This window comes from Variovorax sp. Root411 (assembly GCF_001425205.1).
GTDB lineage: Bacteria > Pseudomonadota > Gammaproteobacteria > Burkholderiales > Burkholderiaceae_C > Variovorax.
The window spans coordinates 178,280-199,025 of the sequence record NZ_LMDW01000012.1 but is presented as its reverse complement, the minus strand read 5'-3'; the positions used below and the strand labels follow the sequence as shown (position 1 = coordinate 199,025).

Below are 20,746 nucleotides of genomic sequence, written 5' to 3'. Positions count from 1 at the left end.
CTTGCGCGGAGCGCCTCGGTTCTCGCCGGCGCGCTCCTCGCGATTCAGCTGAAGAAGCTGCCTCAACCCGCCAAGCCCACGAACACGTTCTGCACGTCGTCGTTCGCATCGATGGCCGCCAGGAAGGTTTCGACTTCTTCCAGGTCTTCCGCGCTCAGGCTCGCCGGATCGACCGGGTTCTTCGGCTTGTAGCCCAGCTTGGCCGACAGCACGGTGAAGCCCTGGGCTGGCAATGCGCGGCTCACGAGGTCGAGGTCGGTGGGGTCGGTCAGGAAGACCGCCGCATGGCCTTCGCCGGCCGGCTCGAAGTCTTGTGCGCCGGCTTCGATGGCGGCCACTTCGGGGTCGGCGTCGGGCTTGGCGGGTTCGGCTTCGATCATGCCGACGTGGTCGAAGTCCCACGAAACGGAGCCCGAGGTGCCCAGCTGGCCCTTGCGGAACAGCACGCGCATTTCAGGCGCGGTGCGGTTCACGTTGTCGGTCAGGCACTCGACCATCACCGGCACGCGGTGCGGCGCAAAGCCTTCGTAGATCACGTGCTCGAAATGCACCGCCTCGCCCGTGAGCCCCGCGCCTTTCTTGATGGCGCGGTCGAGCGTTTCCTTGGGCATCGAGACCTTGCGGGCCTGCTCCACCACCAGCCGCAGGCGCGCGTTGGAGGTCGGGTCGGCGCCGCTGCGCGCGGCCACCAAGATTTCCTTGACGAGCTTGCTGAACAGCCGGCCCTTGGCATTGGCCGCCAGGTCCTTGTGTTTTGCTTTCCATTGGGCGCCCATGTCTGATTCCTCGAATGTGTGTTGCGGCCTTGTCTGGCTCTTTCGTAGAAAGAAGGGCTGGACGACCGGATTGGGGCGACTACTGTAGCCTTCTTCCCATGACCGCTCCACGAGCCACACCGTACTCCACGCCGTTCGAGTCAGGCAACGGCAACCAGACCACCACCTGGGCCGAATGCACCGCCTTCTACCAGCGGCTGGCCGAACACTTTCCGGGCGTTCTGCACTGGGGCGAGATCGGCGTGTCGGACACCGGCGTTCCCCTTCACGCCGGCGTGGTCACTGCGGACGGCGTGTTCGACCGCGAGACGCTCAAGCAGCAGCGCCGCCCGGTGTTCTTCAACAACAATGGCATCCACCCCGGCGAGCCCGAGGGCATCGACGCCTGCATGGCGCTGGTGCGCGATTTCTGCACGCAGCCGGCCCGGCTGGCGGCACTGGGCGATACGGTGTTCCTGTTCATCCCGGTCTACAACGTGGACGGCTGCATCGACCGCCAGGACACCTCGCGCGTGAACCAGCTCGGCCCCGAGTCGTTCGGTTTCCGTGGCAACGGCCGGCACCTCGACCTGAACCGCGACTTCATCAAGTGCGACAGCCTCGCCGCGCAGGTGTTCAACAAGTTCTTCACCGCGTGGGACCCGTACGTGATGGTCGACACCCACACTTCCAACGGCGCGGACTACAGCTACACCATGACGCTGATCCCGACCCAGCCCGACAAGCTGGGCGGTGGGCTGGGAGAGTTCCTGCGCGAGAGCATGCTGCCGGCGATCTACGGCGGCATGGACCGGCGCGGCTGGCCCACCTGCCCGTACGTGAACCTGCTGGCCGAGACGCCGGACGAGGGCATCGAAGATTTCCTCGACCTGCCGCGCTTTTCCACCGGCTATGCCGCGCTGCACCACTCCATCGGCTTCATGCCCGAGACCCACATGCTCAAGCCCTTTGCCGACCGCGTGGCTGCCATGCGGACGCTGGTCGAGGTGGTGCTGGAGTTCACCGTGGCGCATGCGGCGCGCATCCAGGAACTGCGCAGCGAAGCCAGGGCCGCTGCCGCGCGGCAGGCACGCTGGCCGCTGACATGGCGCAACGACCGCAACCGGCCGGCGAGCCTGCGCTTCAAGGGCTACCGCGCGGTTCGCACGCCCAGCCGGCTGGGTACTTATGAGCGCCTGGCCTACGACCGCGGCCAGCCTTGGGAGAAGGATATCGTGCACTTCGACCGCTGCGTCGAAGCCGCGTCCGTCGCCGCGCCCAAGGCCTATCTCGTGCCCCAGGCTTGGCGCGAAGTGATCGAGCGGTTGGCGTGGAATGGCGTCGAACTGCAGCGTCTCGAGGCGGACCGGCTGTTCGATGCGGCGCGCGTGTATCGCATCCGGAGCGTCGCCTCCCGCGCGAACGCCTACGAAGGGCACATGTTCCATGACGAGGTGGTGCTCGCCGTGCACACCGAGCCCTTTCAGGCGCGCGCGGGCGACGTGTGGGTGCCGCTGGACCAGGCCAATGCCCGCTACATGGTCGAGACACTGGAGCCCGAAGCCCACGACAGCTTCTTCCGCTGGGGCTTCTTCAACAGCGTGCTGGAGAAGAGGGAGGCGTTCTCGGCCTACGTCTTCGAGGACACCGCGCTTCGGATGCTGGAGGACGAACCCGAGTTGAAGCGCCAGTTCGAGCAATGGAAGGCGGACAACCCCGAACGGCTGTCCGATCCGCAGGCGGTGCTCGGCTTCATCTACGCCCACGGCCAGCGTCATGCCGAGCCGCAGTGGCGGCGCTATCCGGTGGTTGCGCTGATGTAGCTCGCGACGCGAACGGCAGTTTTTCTCGAGCGTTCGGGTACCGTGGGCGCCCCTTGCCGCAGCCGACCCCGCCCGAGCCCGATTCCCCGCACGGCATCCGCCTCGAAGCGGTGACGCTGGTGCGCGGCAGCCAGCATGTCTTCGAGGGGCTGACGCTTCACCTGCAGGAAACGCGCATCGGCCTGGTCGGCGACAACGGGGCGGGCAAGAGCAGCCTGTTCCGCCTGATCAGCGGGCTCGACCAGCCGCAGCAGGGCCGCGTGGTCGTGCATGGCTGCGACACCCAGGCCGAGCGCAGGCAGCTGTCGAAGCATGTGGCTGATGTTCCAGAACCCCGACGACCAGATCATCTTTCCGACCGTGGCCGAGGAGCTGGCCTTCAGCCTCACCGCGCGCGGTGAAACGCGGCAGGCCGCGCGGCAGCAGGCGCGCGACCTTCTCGCGCAGCGCGGGCCCTTCGCCAGCCTCGACCTGCTGAGCCAGGCGCGGCTGGCCGCGCAGCTCGACGCCACCGATCAAGCTCGCGCTGCTGTCGGTGTGCGGCACGCTGCTGGTGCTGGTCGAACAGCCGGTGCACCTGGCCGTCGCCTGTGCGGTGGTGCTGCTGATCTTCGCCTCGCTCGGGCCCCCGGCGTGGCGCCGCGTGCGCATGCTGCTCGGCGTGGCGATCGCCGGCGGGTTGATCGTCGGCTTCCACTGGGCGATGGGCACGACCCCGCTCGGCGTGGCCAGCGCGCTGCGCCTTGCCAGTGCGGCCACGCTCGCGCTGACCACGCGCTTCGAAGACCTGCTCGCGGTGCTCGAAGCGGTGCTGCATCCGTTGCAGCGCCTCGACGACGCCTACCGCGCGTCTGCGGCAAGCCGCGATCTCCTCCCGAAACGGGAGATTGTTTCCAACGTGTGAACACCGTGGTTCCGTTTGCTAAGGGTTTTTACTTAGATGACGGCGCACAATTCATCTCACAGACCGGCCCCCAAGCCGATCTGGGTGAACAGGGCCCCGAGCGAGGTGGCCGCCCCCCGACGGGACGGTGACCCACCCAAGACCGGTTCGAAATCATCCAAGTGCAAAAGAACTGAAACGAATTGAAGGACATCCAAATGACCGCCTCGAAGCTCCTCTCCGCTATCTCCATCGCCCTGCTGGCCGCTGCCGGCGCCGCCCACGCTGAAACATACGAAGGCGTGCACCAGCTGACCTCGGCCGCCAGCCGCGCCGACGTCGCCGGCCAGGCCGTGGTTGCTGCCCACAGCGCCAACCCTTACGCCACCGGCGCCGATGCCGGCCCGGCCCGCGTGATCGTCTCGACCGTCAGCCGCGCCGCCGTCCGCGCCGATGCCGTGGCCGCTGCGCACAGTGCCGATCCGTATGCCGAAGGCGCTTCCGCCGTTGCGGCACCGGTCTTGGCCAGCACGGTGGATCGCGCCGCGGTGCGTGCCGCCGCCCGCGCTGCAGCCCGCGGCGACAGCCTGCCGCTGTAATCCGCCGCGACAGCCTTCCGCCAGGTAAAAGACAGAAAACGGGCCATGCGTTTGCATGGCCCGTTTTTTTTGGCCGGCTCAGCCCGAAGGCAGTTCCCGCAGCGCCGCCACAAGAAAGGGCGGGCCGCCGGGCAGCGCCGCGTCGTGCAGCGTGATGAACCATTGCGTCGCGCCTTCGTGCGCCGGGCCCGCGCGCAGCGTCCACGCATAGACCCGCCGGCTGCCGTGCGCATCGTCGGTGGCTTCGCAATGCGCCACCGTTTCGTCGCGGCATTCGTCCACCAGCACGGCGTGGCCGTCGGGGTCGTGGCGGATCGCGCGCTGCATCAGGCGCACGCCGATGCGCTCCGGCGCCGCGGTGCGTTCGCCGTCCCGCGCGGGCGGCACCGTCGCGCGCAGGCGCTGGTCCAGCGGCATGTCCGCGCGGAAGCCTTCGCCGCGTTCAAGCGACATGTTTTCGAGTGCCACGCGCACGCGGCGGCGCTCGCGCAGGGTGGTCACGAGGAACATCACCGTCGACACCGAGAAGATGCCGAAGAACGGCAGTCCCACCAGCAGCCAGAGCCATTGCCAGCCGCCGCGCAGGGACCACGTGATGGCCTGGAAGCCGAACGCCGCCATGAAGGCCAGCACCGCCAGCGCGACCAGCCATGCGATCCAGTCGGAGAACGGCTTCTGCATGCGCTCGGTGGCCTGCGGCGCGTCGGAGCACCATTCGGTGGGCACGTGCTCGTCGAAAGGCGGCAGTCCGGCCACGCGAGGGTGGGCGATCGGGTCGATGGAAGGATGGCGCTGCGGCATGAAGAGCCGCCGAGCATAGCCAGCCGCAGGGGGCCGCGTTGCATTGCCTTGTCCTGGCGCATCCTTCATGATGGCGCGGCGCGGAAGGGGTGGCCGCAGGGGCTCATGCTTTCGCATTACTGCGCCGTCCTGGTGCGGTGGGCGAAAATAAACCGGCTCCCGCCAGCAGACAAACAAGAAAGCACGATTCGTCGCCGCCGATGCGGCAACCCAACACGCATGGCCCTCACTCTCGATCCTGAAGACACACGCGGACGCATCCACGATCTCGTGTGGAGCGGCTTCCATCCCGATGCCGACGTCGAATGGATGATCACCGACGAGTACCTCGATCCGGACGAGCTCTCCGCCGAGGACCGTGCCTGGGTGAAGGCCGAGGCCGCACGCGCCTGCGCCGCCAAGCGCGCGGCCGAATCCGGGTGGCCCGCGCAGACCGAATACGACTGGCTCGAAGCGGTTTTCGCGCAGCTGCGCGGCGAGAAGATCATTGCGCTGCATCGCGCGGGCAACACGCTGGCCGACGGCCACGACGACGTGCGCGAGCAGTGGCGCGCCGCGGGGCGGCTGGCCTCGGGCATTCGCGGCTGCTGCTTCTATCACTCGCAGGACCTCGACACCGCGGTGCGCACCGGCCGCCTGCGCCTGGCCTTCAGCGGCGGCATGATCCCCGAGATCGAACAGCGCGAAGCCAACACCGTGGTGGTGGGCCACCGCATCGTGGAGCTGCTGCGCGCGGCCGGCTTTGGCGCGCATTGGAGCGGCAACGTCGACGAGCGCATCGAAGCCGACCTCGGCCAATGGCGCAAGCGGAGCCCCCGCGCGTGAGCGTGATGACGCCATACCCAACCGAATAGCCCCTCGCGCGACGGCTTTGGCGGTTCGCGCCATGATCGCGCCATGATTCCGTTATCGATCCTCGACCTTTCCCCGATCACCGAAGGCAGCGACGCCGCGCAGTCGTTCCGCAACTCGCTCTCGCTGGCGCAGCATGGCGAGAAGCTGGGCTACACGCGCTACTGGCTGGCCGAGCACCACGGCATGCCGGGCATCGCGAGTGCGGCCACGGCGGTGCTGCTGTCGTACGTGGGGGCGGGCACGTCGACCATCCGCATCGGCGCCGGCGGCGTGATGCTGCCGAACCATTCGCCGCTCGTGATCGCCGAGCAGTTCGGCACGCTGGAGTCGCTGTACCCGGGGCGCATCGACCTCGGCCTCGGGCGCGCACCGGGCTCCGACCAGCGCACCGCGCGGGCCTTGCGCCGCAACCTCGAATCGGACGCGGACCAGTTTCCGCAGGACGTGATGGAACTGATGGACTTCATGTCGAAGGCGCCGCAGCAGCCGGTGCGTGCGGTGCCCGGCGCGGGGCTCGAAGTGCCGGTGTGGATCCTCGGTTCGAGCACCTTCGGCGCGCAGCTCGCGGCGCACCTGGGCCTGCCCTATGCCTTTGCCTCGCACTTCGCGCCGCAGCAGATCATGCAGGCCATCCAGATCTACCGCGAGACCTTCAAGCCGTCGGCGCAGCTGCAGAAGCCGTACGTGATGCTGGGCTTCAACGTGTTCGCGGCGGACACCGATGCCGAAGCCGAGTTCCGCGCCACCTCGTGGCAGCAGGCTTTCGTGAACCTGCGCAGCGGCCGGCCGGGGCGCCTGCCGCCGCCGGTGGAAAACTACCGCCAGAAGGTCGGGCCGGCGGAGAACGCGCTGCTCGACTCCGTGCTGTCGTGCTCCGCGGTGGGTTCGGTCGAGACGGTGAAGAAGGGCGTCGAGGCATTCGTGGCGCGCACCGGTGCCGACGAACTCATGATCACCTCGCAGGTGTTCGACCACGCAGCCCGGCTGCGCTCCTACGAGCTGCTGGCCGAAGCCTTCAGGCAGAAGAAGCGGTAAGCGGCCGCGGCTGCTAGACCGCCCGCTTGCGGGCTTCCTCGTCGACGAGGTCCTTCTTCGAGAGCTTGCCCACGGGCGTCTTGGGCAACTCGGCGCGGATCTCCAGCGCGCCGATCATCTCGTGCTTGCCGAGGCGGTCCTTCAGGAATGCCTTGAGCGCATCGAGCGTCAGTTCGGGCGCGCCTTCCTTCAGCTTCACGAAGGCCTTGGGCGACTGGCCGCGGTACTCGTCGGGGATGCCGATCACGCAGACCTCGGCCACCGAGGGGTGCTCGTACACCGCCTCTTCCAGCACGCGCGGATAGACGTTGTAGCCGCCGCACAGCAGCATGTCCTTGGTGCGGTCGACGATGTAGAGGTAGCCGTCGGAGTCCATCTTCGCCACATCGCCGCTGCGGAAGTAGCCGTCGGCCGTCATCGACTCGGCCGTGGCCTTGGGGTTGTTCCAATAGCCCTTCATCACGTTCGGGCCCTTGATGCAGAGCTCGCCCGCCTCACCGAAGGCGCTGATGTCCTTCGAGGGATCGTCCAGGCTCACGAGCTTGATGCGCACCCGCGGCAGCGGCATGCCGCACGAGCCCGCCTTGCGCAGGCCGCGCGCGGGCGTGAAGGTGCCCACGGGCGAGGTCTCGGTCATGCCCCAGCCCTCGTTGAGGTGGCAGCCGGTGAGCTCGAAGAAGCGCTGCTCCACTTCCACCGGCAGGGGCGCGCCGCCGGAGCCGCAGAACTTGAGCGAGCGCAGGTCCATCTCCTTCGCCTTGGGGTGCGAGAGGATGGCGGTGTACATCGTCGGCACGCCGGGGAACACGCTGATGCGGCTGGCGGCGAGCTCGTTCATCACCGCGTCCACGTCGAAGCGCGTGTGCAGCACCAGCGCCGCGCCCAGGCGCACGCCGAGCAGCATCGCGGCGCTGAGCGCGAAGATATGGAAGAGCGGCAGCACCACCAGGAAGCGCTCGGTGCCCTCGGCCAGGATGGGCGGATCACCCTTGGTCGACTCGTAGTACTGCGCCGAGGCCGACGTGAGGTTGGCGTGCGTGAGCATCGCCCCTTTGGGCAGGCCGGTGGTGCCGCCGGTGTACTGGAGCACCACGATTTCTTCCGCGAGGTCGCCCAGCGGATAGGTCTTGTGCGCGCCCTCGCTTTTCAGCAGCTCGGTGAAGCGCACGTGGCGGTCGTCCGCGGGCACGGGGGCGATCTGGCCGGCGCCCTGCAGCTGGGCCTGCACCCTGTCGCCCATGGCGCCGTAGTCGCCGAGGCTCCCGACCACCAGCGTCTTCAGGCGCGAGTTGTCGAGCAGGCGCGCCATCTGCGGGTAGAGGTTGACGAGGTCGAGCGTGACGAGGATGTCGGTGCGGCTGTCCTCGATCTTGTGGGCCAGCACGCGCTCGGCGTCGAGCGGTGAATAGTTCACCACCGTGCCGCCGGCTTTCAGCACGGCGAAGAAGGCGATCGGGTAGTGCGGCGTGTTCGGCAGGTAGAGGCCGACGTGCATGCCGGGCTTCACGCCCAGGTCCTGCAGGCCCTTGGCCGCGCGCTCGACGGCGGCGCCGAGTTCGCGGTAGGTAATGACCTGACCCATGAACTCGACGGCGGAGCGCTCGGGCCAGCGCTCGACGGCCTCGTCGAGCATCTGCTGCACCGGCTTCACGGGCAGTTCGGCGTCCCAGCGCATGCCCTCGGGGTAGGCGCGTGTCCACGGGGTGTTGTCGCCGGAAATCGCGGCGGTGGAAGGTGTGGCCATGCGTCTTGTCTCCGCTTGCTGTTGTCGTGAATGGCGTGGCGGGTCTTGCTGCCGCCTTCGTCCGGAATCACTTTAGCGCCGGCCCTCCCGTCGATGGCCCGCGGGCTGACAAACCGGCGACACGGGTTTTCCCGATTTCCCACACGCCGGAAGCCCCTTCGACGGGGCTGGGACAATAGGGAGCTTATGGCAAAGCATCGGATCGTTGTGGGACTGAGCGGCGGAGTGGACTCCGCGGTGACGGCGCACCTGCTCAAGCAGCAGGGGCACGAGGTGGTCGGCATCTTCATGAAGAACTGGGAAGACGACGACGACAGCGAATACTGCTCGTCGAACATCGATTTCGTGGACGCCGCCAGCGTGGCCGACGTGCTGGGCATCGAGATCGAGCACGTCAACTTCGCAGCCGACTACAAGGACCGCGTGTTCGCCGAGTTCCTGCGCGAATACAAGGCCGGCCGCACGCCGAACCCCGACGTGCTGTGCAACGCCGAGATCAAGTTCAAGGCCTTCCTCGACCATGCCATGCGGCTCGGCGCCGGGAAGATCGCGACCGGGCACTATGCGCGCGTGCGCCTGAACGAGGGCACCGGCAAGCACGAACTGCTCAAGGGGCTCGATCCGTCGAAGGACCAGAGCTACTTCCTGCACCGCCTGAACCAGGCGCAGCTGTCGAAGACGCTGTTCCCGGTCGGCGAACTGCACAAGACCGAGGTGCGCCGCATCGCGGAAGAGATCGGCCTGCCCAACGCGAAGAAGAAGGACTCGACCGGCATCTGCTTCATCGGCGAGCGGCCGTTCCGCGAGTTCCTCAACCGCTACATCTCCAAGGAGCCCGGCCCGATCAAGGACGACCGCGGCCGCAAGCTGGGCGAGCACCAGGGGCTGAGCTTCTACACGCTGGGGCAGCGGCAGGGGCTTGGCATCGGTGGCGTGAAGGAGAGGGGCGCACAGCGCGGCTCGGGCGACCATTCGCCGTGGTTCGTGGCGCGCAAGGATGTCGAGAAGAACACGCTATGGGTGGTGCAGGGGCACGACCATCCGTGGCTGCTGTCGTCGGCGCTGAAGGCGGACGATGCAAGCTGGGTCTCCGGCGAGGCGCCGGCGCCGGGCGGCTACGGCTCGAAGGCGCGCTACCGGCAGGCCGATGCGGCCTGCGAGATGGATGCCGGGGAAGATTCCGGCGCCGCGTTCGCCTTGCGCTTCGGTGAGCCGCAATGGGCCGTCACGCCGGGGCAGTCGGCCGTGCTCTACGACGGCGAACGCTGCCTTGGCGGCGGCGTCATCGTCTGACTCAGGGCGCCGAGCGCACCGATTCGTCGACGTGGACCAAGTCCAGCGGGTGGCGCTGGCCCGCCAGATGGTCTTCGATGCACTGCAGCAGCAGCGGGCTGCGGTGCCGTGCCGCGCTGGCGCGGATTTCGTTCGCCGTCATCCAGACGGTGCGCACGATGCCTTCGTCGAGCGGGCGGCCTTCTTCGAACGCGCCCAGGGTGCCTGCGAAGGCGAAGCGCATGTAGGTGGTGTCTTCGCCGCGCTCGGCTGCCGGCCGGGAGCGCGCCATATAGATGCCGATGAGTGCCGTCGGCGTGAAATGATGGGCGGTTTCTTCGAGGGTCTCGCGCGCGCAGCCCTCGGCCGGGGATTCGCCGGGGTCGAGGTGCCCCGCGGGCGTGTTGAGCCGCAGGCCATCGGCAGTCTGCTCCTCGACCAGCAGGAAGCGCCCGTCGCGCTCGATCACCGCGGCCACGGTGACGTTGGGTTTCCAGCGCGGGCCTGCTGCCATGTTTTCGGCCTTCTTATTTCAGCGCATAGCCGCTGAAGCGCCAGACACGATCGCTGTCGAGGTGAAAGCTCACGAGTTCGCGCAAGGTGCCGTCGGGCTTGTTCGCGAAGCGGGTCTCGTATTCGACGCTGACGTACTGGCCGGCCGTATCACCGTCGGCGTCGGCCACGATCTGGCGGTTGACCGACACCCAGATGCGCATCTGCGGTGCGCCGATCGGGGCGCGGCTCCTGGCGATCTGGGTGGTGAAGTCGGTGCGCGTCACGCGCTTGCGGGCGGCGGGGGTGGCGCCGTCCCACAGTTCGCCGGCCTTGCCCTGGTCGATCATCTGGATCACCTGCATGCCGCCTCGCACCATGTCGCTGGCTTCGACCTCCTGTGCGGCGGCCGGACCGAACCCGCTCCAGAGCAAGGTGGCTGCGAGCAGCAATCGGATCATCGGGTTCATTCGTCTCAATCCTTCGGGTGGGGCGCACAGCCAGTCCTGCAAGGCTGGGTCCGCAACGGTGGAAACCGTTCGAGACTGTAGCGCGCCGGAGATTCCCGGTTCAGCGCACGCCGATCCCGGGCAGCGCGTCGGCCTCGATCGTTTCCAGCCTGTACCCCAGGCCGTAGATGGCCAGCAGCAGGAAGCCGTTTGCGGGGCGCAGGTCGAGCTTGGTCCGCAGGCGCGAGATGTGGGTGTCGAGCGATCGCGACAGCGCTTCTGCGCCAAGGCCCCAGACGGCCTCGTGCAGGTGCTCGCGCGAGAGCAGCCGCCCAAGGTTCTGGAACAGGAACAGCGCGAGTTCGTACTCCCGGTTCTTCAACTCGACCTGCACCCCGCGAACCTTCAGGAGGCGCGAGGGCGGATAGAAGTGGTAGGGGCCGAAAACCAGTTCGGCCTCGTGCTGGGCCGGGTAAGAGCGGCGCAGCAGCGCGTTCACGCGGGCTTCGAGCTCACCGGCTCGGGCGGGTTTGACCATGAAGTCGTCCGCGCCCGCATTGAGCCCCTCGACCAGGTCGCCCTCGTCATGCCTGTCGGTCACGAAAAGAATGGGAAGCCGGTTGTGGAGCTCGCGACGGATGGACTTCACGACGTCGGGGCCCTTCATGTCGGGCAGGTTCCAGTCGAGTATCAGCAGGTCGAAGGTCTGCCGGCGCATCGCCTGCAGCAGCGCTTTTCCTTCCGTGTAGGAATGGCACTCGTGCTCGAGTGCCGTCATGGTTTGATTGATCCGCTTGGGTTGATCTATACCGTCGTCGAGTACTGCAATTCGCATTCCATCCCCTTCTTCCTCCCTTCGCCAGTCTCGTTGAGCTGATGATTTGAGTCGAAGTGTATCTATCTGCGACTAACGTAAAGTTTAAAAGTTGCAACTAATGCACGCAAATCGCATTTTCTAAGGAATTTCTTAATAAATTTGGCGACAATTGGATGCAAATAACGGATTTGATTGTGAATTTCATTAAGGGTTGTTAACAATTTTTTTCTGGACAAGCAATCTGAAGTTTGTTCGTCGGGCGACGGAAAGGCGCGTGTCGCTCCTTCCAGGGCGCTATCGAATACCCGAATTTGCTATTGAATAAATAGCAGCAACGGCAACATTCATCGGCACTTTGGGGCGAAAACCACAGAGTGTTTTTGCGGCAGCGAACGCTTGTAATCTTGCTGTAAGCTCTGCCCGCGTTCCGTGTGCCCCTTGCTTTGAGGAGATCTCTATGCTGATAGGCGTGCCTGCCGAGACACTGGCTGGCGAAACCCGCGTGGCTGTTACACCCGAGACGGTGAAGAAACTGGTGGCCTCAGGGCATACCGTACGGGTGCAGTCGGGGGCTGGCGTTGCGGCCAGCGTCACCGATGCCGCCTACCAGGCCTCAGGCGCCGAGATCGTCAACATGAACGCCGCGTTCGCCGCCGACATGGTGCTCAAGGTGCGCACCCCCACCGATGCCGAGACCGCGCTGCTGAAGTCCGGCGCCGTCGTCATCGGCATGCTCAACCCCTTCGACGCGCCCGGTTTGCAACGCCTGGCGGGCGCCGGCGTCACCGCCTTCGCGCTCGAAGCCGCGCCGCGCACCACCCGCGCCCAGAGCATGGACGTGCTCTCGTCGCAGGCCAACATCGCCGGCTACAAGGCCGTGATGATCGCGGCCGACAAATACCAGCGCTTCTTCCCGATGCTCATGACAGCGGCCGGCACCGTGAAGGCCGCGCGCGTCGTCATCCTGGGCGTCGGCGTGGCCGGCCTGCAGGCCATCGCCACCGCCAAGCGCCTGGGCGCCGTCATCGAAGCCTCCGACGTGCGTCCCAGCGTCAAGGAGCAGATCGAGTCGCTGGGCGGCAAGTTCATCGAAGTCTCCTACGACACCGATGAAGAAAAGGAAGCCGCCGTCGGCGTCGGCGGCTACGCCAAGCCCATGCCCGCGAGCTGGCTTGCGCGCCAGCAGGTCGAAGTCGCCAAGCGCGTGGCGCTGGCCGACATCGTCATCAGCACCGCACTCATTCCCGGGCGTGCCGCGCCCACGCTCATCACCGAGGACATGGTCAAGGCCATGAAGCCCGGTTCGGTGATCGTCGACATCGCCGCCGGCAAGGGCCCTGTCAATCCCGATGGTGGCGTGGGCGGCAACTGCCCACTGTCGGAGGCCGACAAGACCGTGGTCAAGCATGGCGTGACCCTCGTCGGCGAAACCAACCTCGCGGCGCTGGTGGCGGCCGATGCCTCGGCGCTCTACGCGCGCAACGTGCTCGACTTCCTCAAGCTCATCGTCACCAAGGAGGGCGCGCTGAAGATCGACCTCGAGGACGACATCGTCGCCGCCTGCCGCGTCACGCAGGACGGCCAGGTCACGAAGAAGTAAGCGAACACGCGAGGAGAAGAACCCATGGATCCCGTTTCCCATACCGTCATCAACCTGATCATCTTCGTGCTGGCCATCTACGTGGGCTACCACGTCGTGTGGACCGTCACGCCCGCGCTGCACACGCCGCTGATGGCCGTGACCAACGCCATCTCGGCCATCGTGATCGTGGGCGCCATGCTGGCGGCCGCGCTCACCGAAACCACGCTCGGCAAGACCATGGGCGTGCTCGCGGTCGCCTTGGCGGCAGTGAACATCTTCGGCGGCTTCCTCGTCACGCGGCGCATGCTCGAGATGTTCAAGAAGAAGGAAAAGAAGGCGCCCGCGCCCAAGGCAGAGGGAGCCGCCCAATGAGCATGAACCTCGTCACGCTGCTGTACCTCGTTGCCAGCGTCTGCTTCATCCAGGCCCTGAAGGGCCTGAGCCATCCCACCACCTCGATCCGCGGCAACCTCTTCGGCATGGCCGGCATGGCCATCGCCGTGCTCACCACCGGCGCGCTGATCTACAACATCGCCGGCGGCCACCTCATGGGCCTGGCCTGGGTGCTGCTGGGGCTGGTGGTCGGCGGCGGCTACGGCGCCTGGCGGGCCAAGACGGTCGAGATGACCAAGATGCCCGAGCTGGTGGCCTTCTTCCACAGCATGATCGGCCTGGCGGCGGTGTTCATCGCGGTCGCGGCCGTGGTCGAACCCGCGGCCATGCTCGAAGGCATCGCCAAGGGCGCGCCCATTCCCACCGGCAACCGGCTGGAGCTGTTCCTGGGTGCGGCCATCGGCGCCATCACCTTCAGCGGCTCGGTCATCGCCTTCGGCAAGCTCTCGGGCACCTACAAGTTCCGCCTGTTCCAGGGCGCGCCGGTGCAGTTCGCGGGCCAGCACATGCTGAACCTCGTGCTCGGGCTGGCCATGATCGGGCTGGGGCTGGTGTTCATGGCCACCGAAAGCTGGCCGGCCTTCTTCGCGATGCTGGCGCTGGCCTTCGTGATGGGCGTGCTCATCATCATCCCGATCGGCGGGGCCGACATGCCGGTGGTGGTGTCGATGCTCAACAGCTACTCGGGCTGGGCGGCCGCGGGCATCGGCTTCAGCCTGAACAACGCGATGCTGATCGTGGCGGGCAGCCTCGTGGGCTCTTCGGGTGCGATCCTGAGCTACATCATGTGCAAGGCGATGAACCGCTCGTTCTTCAACGTGATCCTGGGCGGCTTCGGCGGCGAGGCGGTCAGCGCGGGCGGCGGTGCCAAGGAGCAGCGTCCGGTCAAGAGCGGCAGCGCCGACGACGCGGCCTACATGCTGTCCAACGCCGAGACCGTGATCATCGTGCCGGGCTACGGCCTGGCGGTGGCACGCGCCCAGCATGCGGTCAACGAGCTGGCGGAGAAGCTCACGCACAAGGGTGTGACGGTGAAGTACGCGATCCACCCGGTGGCCGGGCGCATGCCGGGGCACATGAACGTGCTGCTGGCCGAGGCCGAGGTGCCGTACGACCAGGTGTTCGAGATGGAGGACATCAACGGCGAGTTCGCGCAGGCCGACGTGGCGATCATCCTGGGCGCCAACGACGTGGTGAACCCGGCCGCGCTCACCAAGGGCACGCCGATCTACGGCATGCCGATCCTGGAAGCCTACAAGGCCAAGACCGTCATCGTGAACAAGCGCTCCATGGCCGCGGGCTATGCGGGCCTGGACAACGAGCTGTTCTACATGGACAAGACGATGATGGTCTTTGGGGATGCAAAAAAAGTAGTGGAAGATATGGGCAAGGCCATCGAATAGGCCGAAGGTCCACGCCCGCGCAGCGGGCGAGCTCTTCGCGGCGCCATCTCGTGCGCCGTTTTCGTTTTCAACAGTCCGACTCCCGGAGGAGACAAATCCAATGACCGATCGTCCCTGGCTCAGCAGCTATCCGCAGGGTGTGCCCGCCGATATCGATGCCTCGCAGTACACCTCGCTGGTCGCACTCATGGAAGAGAGCTTCGCGAAGTACGCCGACCGCACGGCCTACAGCTTCATGGGCAGGGACATCAGCTACGGCGAGACCGACAGGCAGAGCAAGGCCTTCGCGGGCTACCTGCAGGGCCTGGGCCTCGCCAAGGGCGACCGCGTGGCGGTCATGATGCCCAACTGCCCGCAGTACCCGATCGCGGTGGCGGGCATCCTGCGCGCCGGCCTGATCCTGGTCAACGTGAACCCGCTGTACACGCCGCGCGAACTCGAGCACCAGCTCAAGGACTCGGGCGCGAAGGCGATCGTCATCATGGAGAACTTCGGCACCACGCTGCAGCAATGCATCGCGGCCACGCCGATCAGGCACATGGTGCTGGCCTCCATGGGCGACCGCCTCGGCTTCCTGAAAGGCGCGCTCGTCAACTACATGGTGCGCAACGTCAAGAAGCTGGTGCCCCCGTACAGCTTGCCGGGTGCGGTGCGCTTCAACGAAGCGCTCGACAAGGGCGCGAGCGCTTCGGTGAAGCCCGTGGCCATCGGCCCGGACGACGTGGCCGTGCTGCAGTACACCGGCGGCACCACCGGCGTGTCGAAGGGCGCGGTGCTGCTGCATCGCAACGTGATCGCGAACGTGCTGCAGTCCGAAGCCTGGAACGGCCCGGCCATGGACAAGGTGCCCGCCAACGAGCAGCCCACCAGCGTATGCGCGCTGCCGCTGTATCACATCTTCGCGTTCACGGTCGGCATGATGCTGAACATGCGCACGGGCGGCAAGCTGATCCTGATCCCGAATCCGCGCGACATCGCCGGCGTGCTCAAGGAGCTGTCGAAGCACACCATCCACAGCCTGCCGGCCGTCAACACGCTGTTCAACGGGCTGGCGAACCACCCCGACTTCAACACCGTCAACTGGAAGAACCTGAAGATCTCGGTCGGCGGCGGCATGGCCGTGCAGGCCGCGGTGGCCAAGCTCTGGCTCGAGAAGACCGGCTGCCCGATCTGCGAAGGCTACGGCCTGTCGGAGACCTCGCCGTCGACCACCTGCAACCCGACCAACAGCACCGCCTACACCGGCACCATCGGCCTGCCGCTGCCGAGCACCTGGCTCAAGCTGCTCGACGACGACGGCAACGAAGTGCCGACCGGCGAGCGCGGCGAGATCGCCATCAAGGGCCCGCAGGTGATGGCCGGCTACTGGCAGCGCCCCGACGAGACCGCCAAGGTCATGACGCCCGACGGCTACTTCAAGAGTGGCGACATCGGCGTGGTCGACGAACGCGGCTACTTCAAGGTGGTCGACCGCAAGAAGGACATGATTCTGGTGTCGGGCTTCAACGTGTATCCGAACGAGGTCGAGGACGTGGTTGCGCTGGTTCCGGGCGTGCTCGAATGCGCGGCGGTCGGCGTGCCCGACGAGAAGACCGGCGAAGCGGTGAAGCTCGTGATCGTCAAGAAAGATCCTTCGCTCACCGAAGCACAGGTGCGCGAATACTGCCGGGCAAACCTTACGGGTTACAAGCAGCCGCGAATCGTGGAGTTTCGTAGCGACATGCCGAAAACGCCGGTCGGAAAGATCCTTCGCCGCGAGTTGCGCGACGCCAAGAAGTAAGGGTTCGGCCCGGTGAGGGCCGCGGCATCGATCTTGCATATTCGCGGTCGATGTTTCGATTCCTCCTGACCCGCGTGAGCCTGCTGGTGCCGACCTTCATCGGCATGACGCTGCTCGCCTTCTTCCTCATCCGGCTGGTGCCGGGTGACCCCATCGAAACGATGGCGGGCGAGCGCGGGATCGATCCCGTGCGGCACGCCCAGCTGCGCACCGCCTACGGCTTCGACAAGCCGGTGATCGTGCAGTACGGTATCTACATCGGCCGCGTGCTGCACGGCGACCTCGGCAAGTCGCTGATCACGCAGGACACGGTGATGAGCGAGTTCCTCGCGCTCTTCCCGGCCACCGTCGAGCTCGCGGCCTGCGCCATTCTTTTCGCGCTGCTGCTCGGGCTGCCGGCCGGCATCCTCGCGGCGGTGCGGCGCAATTCCATCTTCGACCACGGCGTGATGGCCACCTCGCTCACCGGCTACTCGATGCCGATCTTCTGGTGGGGGCTGCTGCTGATCCTGTTCTTCTCGGTGCAGCTCGGGTGGACGCCCGTGTCGGGGCGCATCGCGGTGCAGTACTACATCGAGCCCGAAACCGGCTTCCTACTGATCGACTCCCTGCGCGCCGGTGACATCGGCGCCTTCTGGTCGGCATTGCATCACTTGATCCTGCCGGCCATCGTGCTCGGCACGGTGCCGCTTGCGGTCATCGCGCGCATGACGCGCTCGGCCATGCTCGAGGTGCTGGGCGAGGACTACATCCGCACCGCGCGCGCAAAGGGGCTGTCGCGCTTTCGCGTGGTGGGTCTGCATGCGTTGCGCAATGCGCTGATCCCGGTCGTCACCGTCATCGGGCTGCAGGTGGGCGTGCTCTTCACGGGCGCCATCCTTACCGAGACCATCTTCTCGTGGCCCGGCGTGGGCAAGTGGCTCATCGAGGCCATCGGCCGGCGCGACTATCCGGTGCTGCAGGGCGGCATGCTACTGCTTGGAGGAATCGTGATGCTGGTCAACCTGCTGGTCGATGTGGCTTATGGCGTCATCAACCCGCGCATCAGGCACTGAAGCCATGGCGACGACACAACAAGCAGTACCGGCCGGCGCAAGAAGCGCGGCGCCCCCTGGGCCCTGGCGCGAGTTCTGGGCGGCCTTCTCTGCCAACCGCGGCGCGGTCATCGGGCTCGCCACCATCGTCGTGCTGCTGCTGGTCGCGTTGTTCGCGCCGTGGATCGCACCGCACGCGCCCAACGAGACCAACAGCGCCGTCTTTCTGCTGCCGCCGGCGTGGCAGCAAGGCGGCTCCGCGAGCTACCTGCTCGGCACCGACGCGATCGGGCGCGACATTCTTTCGCGCCTGATGCACGGCGCACGGCTGTCGCTGTCGATCGGCGTCGCGGTGGTGGCGATCTCGGTGGCCGTGGGCGTGGTGCTCGGGCTGATCGCGGGCTTCTTCCGCGGCGTGCTCGAGATCGCGATCATGCGGCTGATGGACATCGTCCTCACGATGCCGAGCCTGCTGATGGCGATCGTGATCGTCGCGATCCTCGGGCCGGGGCTGATCAACGCGATGATCGCCGTGGCCATCGTCGTGCTGCCGCACTATGTGCGCATCACGCGCGCGGCCGTCATCACCGAAATTTCGCGCGACTACGTGACCGCCGCGCGCGTGAGCGGCGCCGGCACGCTGCGGCTGATGTTCCGCGAGGTGCTGCCCAATTGCGCCGCACCGCTGATCGTGCAGGCCTCGCTCGGCATCTCGACCGCCATCCTCGATGCGGCCGCGCTCGGCTTCATCGGCCTGGGGGCGCAGCCGCCATCGCCCGAATGGGGGACCATGCTGGCCGACGCGCGCGAGTTCGTGCTGCGCGCCTGGTGGGTCGTGACCTTCCCGGGCCTGGCGATCCTTGCGGCCGTGCTGGCCTTCAACCTGCTGGGCGACGGGCTGCGCGATGCACTCGACCCGAAGCTCAAGCGCTGAAGCAAAGGAGAAATAGAAATGCCTTTGCTCGAAGTAAAAGATCTGCACGTTGAATTTCCCACGCAAGGCGGCGTGCTGCATGCGGTCGACGGCGTAAGCCTCACGCTCGAGGAGGGCGAGGTGCTCGGCATCGTCGGAGAATCGGGCTCGGGCAAGAGCGTCACGATGATGGCGCTCATGGGCCTCGTCGGCTTTCCGGGCCGGGTGCGCGCGGACCACATGCGCTTCGCGGGCAAGGAGCTGCTCGGCATCTCCGACAAGGCGCGCCGCGCGCTGGTCGGCAAGGAGGTCGCGATGATCTTCCAGGAGCCGACCACCAGCCTCAACCCCTGTTTCACCATCGGCTTCCAGCTGATGGAAACATTGCGGCTGCACCTGAAGCTCGACAAGCGTGATGCGAAGCGGCGCGCGACCGAGTTGCTCGAGCAGGTGGGCATTCCCGCCGCATCGTCGCGTCTGGGCAGCTATCCGCATCAGCTCTCGGGTGGCATGAACCAGCGCGTGATGATCGCCATGGCCATCGCCTGCAACCCGCGCCTCTTGATCGCCGACGAGCCGACCACCGCGCTCGACGTGACCATCCAGGCGCAGATCCTCGATCTGCTGCGCGACCTGCAGAAGGAGCGCGGCATGGCGCTGGTGCTCATCACGCACAACATGGGTGTGGTCAGCGAGATGGCGCAGCGCATCGCCGTGATGTACGCGGGGCAGGTGATGGAGCACCAGCGCGTCGACCGGCTCTTCGCGTCGCCGCAGCATCCGTACACCGAAGCCCTGCTGGCGGCGCTGCCCGAGCGCGCCGCGCCAGAGGGGCGGCTCGCCACCATCGCGGGCGTGGTGCCGGGCGTGCACGACCGGCCCGCGGGTTGCCTGTTCGCGCCGCGCTGCGGCTACGTCACCGAGCGCGCCTGCCAGGTGCGCCCGGCGCTGCGCGAATCGCACGGCGCCGAGGTGCGCTGCCACTTTCCGCTCGACGAGCCGGGGCGCATGGCGGCCATCGCGCAAGACCCACCGCGGCAACAAGCGATCGAGGTGCTGCCATGAGCGAGGCATCGAACGGCGCTTCGAGCGAAGTGGTGGTGGAGGCGAATAATCTCCAGCGCACCTACGACATCCGCCGCGGGCTGTTCCGCGCGGCCGCGCACCTGCGGGCTGTGGGCGGCATTTCCTTTCGCATCGAGCGCGGGCGCACGCTGGCCGTGGTCGGCGAGTCGGGCTGCGGCAAGTCGACGCTGGCGCGTATGGTCGCGCTGATCGAGAAGCCGACCGCGGGCCAGCTCACGCTGGTCGGCGCCGACGCGGTGAACCCGCCATCCGAGCGCAAGCGCGAGTTGCGCCAGGCCGTGCAGCTGGTGTTCCAGAACCCGTACGGTTCGCTCAATCCGCGCAAGAAGATCTCGACGGTGCTCGAGGATCCGCTCGCCATCAACACCACCATGGGCAAGTCGGAGCGTGCCGCCCACGCGCGCGACATGCTCGCGCGCGTGGGCTTGCGGCCCGAGTACGCCAACCGCTATCCGCACATGTTCTCGGGCGGCCAGCGCCAGCGCATCGCCATCGCGCGCGCGCTGATGCTGAACCCGCGGCTGCTGGTGGCCGACGAGCCGGTGTCGGCGCTCGACGTGTCGATCCAGGCGCAGGTGCTCAATTTGCTGGCCGACCTGCAGGCCGAGCTGGGCCTGGCGTACCTCTTCATCTCGCACGACCTCGGCGTGGTGCGCCACATCGCGCACGACGTCCTCGTGATGTATCTGGGCCATGCGGTGGAGCAGGGCCCCAAGTCGCGCATCTTCGCGCGGCCGCTGCACCCGTACACGCAGGCGCTGCTGGCCTCGACGCCGGGCCTGAGCAGCCAGCGCATCGTGCTCAAGGGCGAGCTGCCGTCGCCGCTGAACCCGCCCACAGGCTGCGTCTTCAGCACGCGATGCTCGCACGTGCAGCCGCGCTGCCGCGAGGAGCGGCCGCTGCTGCGCGCGTTGGACGAGCGGCTGGTGGCCTGCCACTATGCCGAGCAGTTTCTCGATGGCGCGGCCCCCGTGCGCGCCGATGGTCCCGTGCTCGCCGCGCCGTAGGCGGCGACTTTTCTCAACCCTGT

The 20,746-nt window shown here is 66.9% G+C and carries 21 protein-coding genes; 15 read left to right on the top strand and 6 right to left on the bottom strand.

Annotated elements, in window-relative coordinates:
• Positions 1-62 precede the first annotated feature (62 nt).
• A complete protein-coding gene (locus ASC92_RS11910; RefSeq protein ID WP_056515199.1) occupies positions 63-776 on the bottom strand; it encodes a YebC/PmpR family DNA-binding transcriptional regulator in 714 nt (237 codons plus the stop codon).
• Positions 777-874: 98 nt separating this feature from the next.
• Between ASC92_RS11910 and ASC92_RS11905 the strand changes: the two genes are divergently transcribed.
• The 4 genes from ASC92_RS11905 (at position 875) to ASC92_RS11890 (ending at position 4,060) form a co-directional block, all read left to right on the top strand.
• On the top strand, positions 875-2,578 hold the full coding sequence (locus tag ASC92_RS11905) for a M14 family zinc carboxypeptidase (protein WP_056515196.1): 1,704 nt from the start codon (positions 875-877) through the stop codon (positions 2,576-2,578).
• A 53-nt stretch (positions 2,579-2,631) separates the two neighbouring features.
• On the top strand, positions 2,632-2,979 hold the full coding sequence (locus tag ASC92_RS29290; RefSeq protein WP_056515191.1) for an ATP-binding cassette domain-containing protein: 348 nt from the start codon (positions 2,632-2,634) through the stop codon (positions 2,977-2,979).
• 152 nt (positions 2,980-3,131) lie between these two features.
• Positions 3,132-3,482, top strand: coding sequence for a hypothetical protein (locus ASC92_RS11895; protein WP_235505796.1), 351 nt, complete (start codon positions 3,132-3,134; stop codon positions 3,480-3,482).
• A 197-nt stretch (positions 3,483-3,679) separates the two neighbouring features.
• Positions 3,680-4,060 (top strand): hypothetical protein, encoded by a 381-nt coding sequence (locus tag ASC92_RS11890; RefSeq protein WP_056515187.1) that lies wholly within the window; start codon positions 3,680-3,682, stop codon positions 4,058-4,060.
• A gap of 78 nt (positions 4,061-4,138) precedes the next feature.
• Here the strand turns inward: ASC92_RS11890 and ASC92_RS11885 are convergent, their stop codons facing one another.
• A complete protein-coding gene (locus ASC92_RS11885) occupies positions 4,139-4,861 on the bottom strand; it encodes a hypothetical protein (RefSeq protein WP_056515184.1) in 723 nt (240 codons plus the stop codon).
• Between the two features lie 219 nt (positions 4,862-5,080).
• Here ASC92_RS11885 and ASC92_RS11880 point away from each other — a divergent pair, with 219 nt between their 5' ends.
• Both ASC92_RS11880 and ASC92_RS11875 read left to right on the top strand, forming a co-directional pair.
• Complete coding sequence (locus tag ASC92_RS11880) at positions 5,081-5,686, top strand: DUF6891 domain-containing protein (RefSeq protein WP_056515181.1); 606 nt, start codon at positions 5,081-5,083, stop codon at positions 5,684-5,686.
• A 72-nt stretch (positions 5,687-5,758) separates the two neighbouring features.
• Positions 5,759-6,751 (top strand): LLM class flavin-dependent oxidoreductase, encoded by a 993-nt coding sequence (locus tag ASC92_RS11875; protein ID WP_056515176.1) that lies wholly within the window; start codon positions 5,759-5,761, stop codon positions 6,749-6,751.
• 13 nt (positions 6,752-6,764) lie between these two features.
• On the opposite strand, the gene ASC92_RS11870 is transcribed toward ASC92_RS11875, so the two are convergent.
• Positions 6,765-8,495, bottom strand: a complete 1,731-nt coding sequence (locus ASC92_RS11870) for a long-chain-fatty-acid--CoA ligase (protein WP_056515174.1) — start codon at positions 8,493-8,495, stop codon at positions 6,765-6,767.
• 186 nt (positions 8,496-8,681) lie between these two features.
• On the opposite strand from ASC92_RS11870, the gene mnmA reads away from it, so the two are divergent.
• Positions 8,682-9,788: a tRNA 2-thiouridine(34) synthase MnmA gene (gene mnmA, locus ASC92_RS11865; protein WP_056515171.1), complete on the top strand. Its 1,107-nt coding sequence runs from the start codon at positions 8,682-8,684 to the stop codon at positions 9,786-9,788.
• Position 9,789: 1 nt separating this feature from the next.
• On the opposite strand, the gene ASC92_RS11860 is transcribed toward mnmA, so the two are convergent.
• From ASC92_RS11860 to ASC92_RS11850, 3 genes are all read right to left on the bottom strand, one after another.
• Positions 9,790-10,281 carry an NUDIX hydrolase gene (locus tag ASC92_RS11860; RefSeq protein WP_056515168.1) on the bottom strand — a complete coding sequence of 164 codons (492 nt, stop codon included), beginning with the start codon at positions 10,279-10,281 and terminating at the stop codon, positions 9,790-9,792.
• Between the two features lie 13 nt (positions 10,282-10,294).
• Positions 10,295-10,729: a DUF4019 domain-containing protein gene (locus ASC92_RS11855; protein WP_056515167.1), complete on the bottom strand. Its 435-nt coding sequence runs from the start codon at positions 10,727-10,729 to the stop codon at positions 10,295-10,297.
• 100 nt (positions 10,730-10,829) lie between these two features.
• Positions 10,830-11,543: a response regulator transcription factor gene (locus ASC92_RS11850; RefSeq protein WP_056515164.1), complete on the bottom strand. Its 714-nt coding sequence runs from the start codon at positions 11,541-11,543 to the stop codon at positions 10,830-10,832.
• Positions 11,544-11,982: 439 nt separating this feature from the next.
• Between ASC92_RS11850 and ASC92_RS11845 the strand changes: the two genes are divergently transcribed.
• The 8 genes from ASC92_RS11845 (at position 11,983) to ASC92_RS11810 (ending at position 20,723) form a co-directional block, all read left to right on the top strand.
• A complete protein-coding gene (locus tag ASC92_RS11845) occupies positions 11,983-13,125 on the top strand; it encodes a Re/Si-specific NAD(P)(+) transhydrogenase subunit alpha (RefSeq protein WP_056515161.1) in 1,143 nt (380 codons plus the stop codon).
• Between the two features lie 24 nt (positions 13,126-13,149).
• Entirely contained in the window at positions 13,150-13,479 is a 330-nt protein-coding gene (locus ASC92_RS11840) for an NAD(P) transhydrogenase subunit alpha (RefSeq protein WP_056515158.1), read from the top strand.
• The gene (locus ASC92_RS11835; RefSeq protein ID WP_056515156.1) at positions 13,476-14,903 is read left to right on the top strand and encodes an NAD(P)(+) transhydrogenase (Re/Si-specific) subunit beta; all 1,428 of its coding nucleotides are present in this window, start codon (positions 13,476-13,478) and stop codon (positions 14,901-14,903) included. The genes ASC92_RS11840 and ASC92_RS11835 overlap by 4 nt, the downstream gene beginning before the upstream one ends.
• Before the next feature lie 100 nt (positions 14,904-15,003).
• On the top strand, positions 15,004-16,683 hold the full coding sequence (locus tag ASC92_RS11830; RefSeq protein WP_056515153.1) for a long-chain-fatty-acid--CoA ligase: 1,680 nt from the start codon (positions 15,004-15,006) through the stop codon (positions 16,681-16,683).
• A 50-nt stretch (positions 16,684-16,733) separates the two neighbouring features.
• Entirely contained in the window at positions 16,734-17,738 is a 1,005-nt protein-coding gene (locus tag ASC92_RS11825; RefSeq protein ID WP_056515149.1) for an ABC transporter permease subunit, read from the top strand.
• Positions 17,739-17,742: 4 nt separating this feature from the next.
• A complete protein-coding gene (locus tag ASC92_RS11820) occupies positions 17,743-18,651 on the top strand; it encodes an ABC transporter permease subunit (RefSeq protein ID WP_056515146.1) in 909 nt (302 codons plus the stop codon).
• 18 nt (positions 18,652-18,669) lie between these two features.
• Positions 18,670-19,695 carry an ABC transporter ATP-binding protein gene (locus ASC92_RS11815; RefSeq protein WP_056515143.1) on the top strand — a complete coding sequence of 342 codons (1,026 nt, stop codon included), beginning with the start codon at positions 18,670-18,672 and terminating at the stop codon, positions 19,693-19,695.
• The gene (locus tag ASC92_RS11810) at positions 19,692-20,723 is read left to right on the top strand and encodes a dipeptide ABC transporter ATP-binding protein (RefSeq protein WP_056515139.1); all 1,032 of its coding nucleotides are present in this window, start codon (positions 19,692-19,694) and stop codon (positions 20,721-20,723) included. Before ASC92_RS11815 ends, ASC92_RS11810 begins: the two co-directional genes overlap by 4 nt.
• The last annotated feature ends 23 nt before the right edge of the window (positions 20,724-20,746 follow it).